This is a genomic window from Dyadobacter sp. (assembly GCF_051859145.1).
Classification (GTDB): domain Bacteria; phylum Bacteroidota; class Bacteroidia; order Cytophagales; family Spirosomataceae; genus Dyadobacter.
Genome location: NZ_JBHYGF010000242.1, coordinates 1 through 6,641, shown reverse-complemented (window position 1 = coordinate 6,641; position 6,641 = coordinate 1). Strand labels below are relative to the sequence as shown.

The 6,641-nt window shown below is 42.2% G+C and carries 5 protein-coding genes and 2 pseudogenes; all 7 read left to right on the top strand.

Going from position 1 to position 6,641, the window contains the following annotated elements; all coding sequences use genetic code 11:
- Nucleotides 1-728 (top strand): annotated as a pseudogene (locus tag ACTIE6_RS14705) (quinol:cytochrome C oxidoreductase); the annotation flags it as partial.
- 21 nt (nt 729-749) lie between these two features.
- A complete protein-coding gene (locus ACTIE6_RS14700) occupies nt 750-1,862 on the top strand; it encodes a cytochrome c oxidase subunit II (RefSeq protein WP_439557359.1) in 1,113 nt (370 codons plus the stop codon).
- Between the two features lie 28 nt (nt 1,863-1,890).
- Nucleotides 1,891-3,774, top strand: a complete 1,884-nt coding sequence (locus tag ACTIE6_RS14695; protein ID WP_439557358.1) for a cytochrome c oxidase subunit I — start codon at nt 1,891-1,893, stop codon at nt 3,772-3,774.
- Nucleotides 3,749-4,780 (top strand): COX15/CtaA family protein, encoded by a 1,032-nt coding sequence (locus ACTIE6_RS14690; protein ID WP_439557357.1) that lies wholly within the window; start codon nt 3,749-3,751, stop codon nt 4,778-4,780. Before ACTIE6_RS14695 ends, ACTIE6_RS14690 begins: the two co-directional genes overlap by 26 nt.
- A 12-nt stretch (nt 4,781-4,792) precedes the next feature.
- Entirely contained in the window at nt 4,793-5,686 is an 894-nt protein-coding gene (cyoE, locus tag ACTIE6_RS14685; protein ID WP_439557356.1) for a heme o synthase, read from the top strand.
- Nucleotides 5,687-5,706: 20 nt separating this feature from the next.
- Nucleotides 5,707-6,294, top strand: a complete 588-nt coding sequence (locus ACTIE6_RS14680) for a cytochrome c oxidase subunit 3 (RefSeq protein ID WP_056291131.1) — start codon at nt 5,707-5,709, stop codon at nt 6,292-6,294.
- A 15-nt stretch (nt 6,295-6,309) separates the two neighbouring features.
- A pseudogene (locus ACTIE6_RS14675) lies at nt 6,310-6,641 on the top strand (cytochrome oxidase subunit III); the annotation flags it as partial.

The window sequence follows — 6,641 nt, the reverse complement described above, 5'->3', positions numbered from 1 at the left end:
CTTTGCAGGAAGATGAAATCGGCGGTACTGAGTTCTATGAAAAATCAATACGTTTTGGTACTGCTTTCCTGGTAGTGTTTGGTGTAACGTCATCTACTTCTGCATGGGATTTTGTAATGTCTATCGACACGCACTGGTTTAGTACCATGTTTGGTTGGTATACTTTGGCTAGCTGGCACGTTGCCGGATTGGCAGTTATCACGTTAACTGTGGTTATGCTGAGAGAAAGAGGCTATCTAAGAGCAGTTAACTCCAGTCACATGCGTGATCTTGGAAAATTTGTATTCGCATTCAGTATTTTTTGGACGTACGTTTGGTTCGCACAATTCCTTTTGATCTACTATGCTAACCTTCCAGAAGAAACGATTTATTTTATCGAACGTTTCAGAGGATACGGTGGATTTTATAAAGCTCCTTTCTTTATCACATTGTTTCTGAACTTCTTCTTCCCATTTCTGGTATTGATGACCCGCGATGCAAAGTATACACATTCCATTTTGAAGGTGGCTTGCTGGAGCGTGATCAGTGGCCATTCTATGGATTTTTACACGAATATCATGCCTGGGTCGGTAGGATCTGCGGCAGAGCTCGGAGCTTTGGAATGGGGATTCTTCCTTTTGTTCATTTGTGCATTTGCATATACCATTGCAAGCCAATTGGAGAAAGCTAATCTGATCCCTCGTAACCACCCTATGTTGGAGGAATCATTGCATCACGATATTGCCTAATTGCAAAACCAGTTTATTATCATGTATATCATTATCGCGTTAGTTGCTCTTCTTTTTATCCTTCTAGTAGGTGTCGTTGTATCGAAGCTGCAGGGTGTACTGAAGGGCATTAATAAAGCAGAGTCAACCGAAGTTGATACTTCTGGAAATAAGGTAAACGGCGCTATGTTTATCATCGTGCTTCTGATTGGAGCGGTTGCTATTACATGGTCATATCTTCACGCTCGTGAATTCTTCTTGCCTGAGGCATCTTCGATACATGGACGTAGAACTGATGATCTGTTCTGGTTCTCAATGGGAATCTTGACAATTCCATTCATCATTGTCAACTTTCTGATCTTCTTTTTTGCTTGGAAGTATCAGCACAAAAAGGATCACCGCGCCACTTTCTATCCAGAAAATCACAGACTTGAATTGATCTGGACGATTGTTCCGGCAGTTGTAATGGCATTATTGGTTTTTACAGGTTGGAAAGCCTGGTCTGACATTACTTCTGATGCACCGAGAGATGCAGAGGTAATTGAGATCACAGGTAAGCAATTTAACTGGATTGCAAGATATTCTGGTGTGAGTGACAACAAGCTTGGAAACTATAACTACAAGTTGATAGATCCACAAAACGAAGTAGGTATCGACTTGTCTGATGAAAATTCGTTTGATGATTTTACCAATCCGAGCGAGCTGCACATTCCTGTAAATCGTCCTGTTCTATTGAAAATCAGAGCACGTGATGTGTTGCACAGTGTATTCATTCCTCACATGAGGGTTAAAATGGATGCAGTACCAGGTATGCCAACAAAGTTTTGGTTCGTTCCGGATAAGACTACCGCTGAGATGCGCGCTGAATTAGGCGATCCTAAGTTTGATTATGAAATTGCTTGTGCCGAGGTTTGCGGACAAGGACACTTTTCGATGAAGATGCGTTTGGTAGTTGAAGATGAAGCTTCTTATAAAAAGTGGTGTGCAGAACAGGCTACGTTTCTTCAAACTTATCCTGAGTATCTTGCAAAAGTACCCGAGAATTTGAAGGCAAAGGCCATGAAATATGTGCCAGCTGAGGCAGCAGCACCTGCGGCACCAGCAGACAGCACAACGTCAGGAGGAGGAGTGGGAACAAGTTCTAGTCTACGCTAATTAGTAAATTTAAATACATTAAAAGTATATGTCAGCTATTGAAGGATTGGAAACAGCTCACCATCACGCAGGGGAGCATGATCACCACCATGAAGCACAAAACTTTTGGCAGAAATATGTATTTTCTGAGGACCATAAAGTCATAGCAAAACAATACCTGATTACCGGAATTTTATGGGCGGTAATTGGTATTACAATGTCGATTATTTTCCGTATTCAGCTTGGTTTGCCTGACTCTAACCTGTCATGGTTGAAACCTGTTCTTGGAGGATGGATCAGTGATTCGGGTAAACTTGACCCAAACTTCTATCTTGCTTTAGTTACAATGCACGGTACCATCATGGTATTCTTTGTATTGACCGCGGGATTGAGTGGTACATTCAGTAACTTTTTAATACCACTTCAAATCGGTGCCCGTGATATGGCGTCCGGTTTTATGAACATGCTTTCTTACTGGTTCTTCTTCCTCGCCAGTGTGATTATGTTTGCTTCATTGTTCCTGCAGAATGGACCAGCGGCCGGTGGTTGGGTTATCTATCCGCCTTTGAGTGCATTGCCTCAGGCTCACCCTGGATCTGGAATGGGTATGACGCTTTGGTTAACAAGTATGGCGTTCTTTATCGTTTCTCAGTTGCTTGGTGGTATTAACTACATAACTACGGTTATCAACCTGCGTACAAGAGGAATGTCATTTGACCGTCTGCCACTTACAATTTGGTCTTTCTTGATCACTGCGGTATTAGGGTTGATTTCTTTCCCTGTACTTCTTTCATCTGTATTGCTGCTTATTTTTGACAGACATTTTGGAACAAGCTTTTACCTGTCCGATATCTATATTAATGGTGAAGCATTGCCTAATGTAGGTGGTAGCCCGATTTTATTCCAACACTTGTTCTGGTTCCTGGGGCACCCTGAGGTTTATATTGTATTGCTTCCAGGCCTAGGAATTACGTCAGAAGTAATTGCTACAAATTCACGCAAGCCGATCTTTGGTTATCGTGCGATGATTGCTTCTATGCTTGGTATCGCATTCCTCGCCTTTATCGTATGGGCCCACCATATGTTCGTAACAGGTATGAATCCTTTCCTTGGATCTGTGTTCATGTTTCTTACATTGATTATTGCGGTACCGTCTGCTGTGAAAGGCTTTAATTACATTACTACATTGTGGAAAGGTAACATCGTTTTCACACCTGGAATGTTGTTCTCAATTGGTCTTGTATCGCTGTTCGTGTCTGGTGGTTTGACAGGTATTATCCTTGGCAACAGTGCACTAGATATCCAGTTGCATGATACCTACTTCGTAGTGGCCCACTTCCACTTGGTAATGGGAGCTGCATCTGCATTCGGATTGTTCGCAGGTGTATATCACTGGTTCCCTAAGATGTTTGGAAGAATGATGAGCACAACACTTGGGCAGATTCACTTCTGGTTCACTTTTGTAGGTATCTACATGGTGTTCATTCCAATGCACTATGTAGGGATCGCCGGTTTCCCTCGTCGCTACTACCAGTTTACCAGCTACGATTTTACGCATAAGTTCATGGACATGAACATGTTCATTTCGATTGCTGCAATCCTGACGTTCCTCGCGCAGTTCATTTTCTTGTGGAACTTCTTTTATAGCATTTTCAAAGGAAGAAGAGCTCCTCAGAATCCATGGCGTTCAAATACACTTGAATGGACTGCCCCTATCAATCCTGGACATGGAAACTGGGAAGGCGAAATTCCGGCAGTGTATCGTTGGTCTTACGATTACAGTAAGCCTGGTGCAAAAGAGGATTTCATCCCACAGAATATACCATACTCTCAAACGCTCGAATCAAACTTCCCACATGAGAATGAGTTGATTTCGTTGGAGAAGACTATCGAGTCACAGAATTTTAATGACCAGTTCAACTCAGCACATTAATTTTAAAGCCAACCGACGTTTCCGTCGGTTGGCTTTAAATACGGTTATCACACTTTATCTCCTGATTATAGCAGGTGGAGTTGTGCGTAGTACTGGCTCTGGTATGGGCTGTCCTGACTGGCCTAAGTGCTTTGGAACATGGATCCCACCAACGGATGCGTCACAATTACCACCAGACTACAAACAGATCTACGGAGCAAAACTGAAAGGCGAAGTAGAATTTAATCCAGTTAAGACCTGGACAGAATATGTAAACCGGCTTCTGGGAGCATTTACCGGAATAATGATTTTTCTGACTCTGCTTGCTTCCCTACCGTTTTTAAGATCGGGAAATAAGCAGATTTTTTATTTAAGCCTTGCCTCATTCATTCTGGTGGGATTTCAGGGTTGGCTTGGAGCGAAAGTGGTTTCTTTCGAGTTGAAGCCGGTTGTTGTGACATTACACATGCTATTGGCGATCGTGATCGTTTTTTTGCTGCTTTACTTGCTGACGTGGTCGGGCTATGCAGAAAGGCTTTTTAAGATAAATGAAAGTAGTAAGAGAAGTTTGAACACGCTTGGAGTTTTGGTGCTGGTCCTTTCTCTGGTTCAGATTCTCATTGGAACCCAGGTTCGTGAAGCAATTGATCATGTTATTTTTGAACTCGGATATTCAGCCAGAGGCGAGTGGATCGATCAACTGGGAACCGAATTCTATATTCACCGCTCATTTTCCATTATTGTGTTGTTTGTAAACACACTATGGATCAGACAAATTTGGCAGCTTGAAGGTAAGTCAAGCTTTGCCGGCAAAGTGGCGTTCGGATGTGCCTGGGTGTTGGCAGCTGAAATTGCAACCGGGATTATAATGGCATATTTTGGAATTCCTCCTTATGCTCAGCCGCTACACCTGACACTTGCAATCGTTTTGATCGGCTTGCAATTTGTAAGTTGGCTAGTAGTAAATGGGAAGACTTATTTGAAGTATCATGACAATGCTGGCGTGCAGCCGCATTCCGTTGAGTAAATAGAAATTAAGATGATTTCAGTAGAGGAGCAGGTAAGTGGTTTTGAGAGAGTGAGAGAGCGGCTAGGCATTTTGTTCGAGCTATTAAAATTTCGTTTAGCATCTCTGATCGCCTTTTCCGGCGCAATGGGATATTGTCTGGGAGCCAAGAATGTGAAGTCGGGAGAACTGGTTTTATTTATCCTGGCATCCATCGGAATTACCGGAGCTGCAAATATTATCAACCAGATCCTTGAAAAGGGTTTTGATAAATTGATGAAAAGAACTGCTGGCCGGCCTTTGCCAAGCGGCAGAATAACAGTTCAGCAAGCAGCAATCTGGGCGGTTGTTTTAGGAGTAACATCGCTAACGATTTTTATTAGCACCTTCAATCTTACTACCGGATTGATTTCGCTGTTATCACTGGTATTGTATGGTTTTGTTTATACGCCATTGAAGCGTGTCGGTCCGATTGCAGTTTTTGTTGGTGCATTTCCTGGGGCATTTCCTCCAATGATCGGCTGGGTCGCAGCCACAAATCACTTCGGGCTTGAACCAGGTATCCTGTTCGCTATTCAGTTTTTTTGGCAATTCCCTCACTTCTGGGCTATCGCCTGGGTTTTGGATGAAGATTATAAAAGAGCAGGGTTTAAGTTGCTGCCGGCAAACGGTCTTAAAGATTCTGATACAACATTGCAGATAATGATCTATACCTTGTTCCTGTTGCCAATTGGCTGGCTGCCTTATGAGTTGGGAATGACAGGTATCAACTCCGCATTTGTTGCTACGGTTTTTGGAGTACTGTTCCTGGCTCAGACTTTTCACTTAATGCGTACTTGTACGGACAAGACAGCGAAACAGCTGATGTTTGGTTCGTTCATATACCTGCCGATTGTGCAGATCGCATTTCTGTTGGATAAATTGTGAATTTGAAATAGTGTAGAAAAATGGAAAATGTTCAGCATTTAAAAATAGAGAAAGAACCACAGGAGACATTGTCAATGGATCCGATCAAATTTATTTTGTGGTTATTCCTCGTTACGATTATCATGCTTTTTGCTTCTCAGACAAGTGCATACCTTGTAAGAAGAGCGGAGGGTAACTGGCTTGAATTTGAAATGCCGCGTATCTTTTGGTACAGTACGGGAGTTTTGCTAATAAGCAGTTTGGCGATGCAATGGGCCTATATATCGGCAAAAAAAGATCAGTTCAAACAATTGAAAATAGCAATTTCTATTACTTTTGTACTTGGCCTGCTTTTCCTTTGGATGCAATTTGAAGGGTGGAGTAAGCTGGTTGAAATGAACGTTTATTTCGTCGGAAACCCTTCGGGATCGTTTTTTTATGTGTTTACCGGATTACACGGATTTCACATTATTACGGGTCTGATTGTGTTATTCGTTTCGCTGACTGCGGCATTTAAAATGAGAGTACACAAGAAGAATTTGAGAAGAATTCAGATCTGTGCTACTTACTGGCATTTTTTAGATATTCTCTGGTTATACCTTTTTGTATTTTTATTGACTTTTAATTAATTATATTATTTACCAATGGCTGCAAATGTAACAACACCTGGTGCTGTGGAACCCAAAATGTGGTTGGGGGGGATAGAGCCCATGAAAGCAAGTTACGGAAAACTGATGATGTGGTTTTTCCTCATCTCCGATACCTTTACTTTCTCCGCCCTCTTGGTGGCTTATGGTACAGCCCGGTTTAGTTTTCCGGCATTCGAAGGGAATCGTGAAGATTTCACATTCTCCAATATGTATTGGCCGGTTCCTGAAAGGGTTTATGAGGCAGTACCGTTTTTGCATGGAATATCTCTTCCATTGGTATTTGTTGGTATAATGACTTTCATTCTGATTGCAAGTAGTGTCACGAT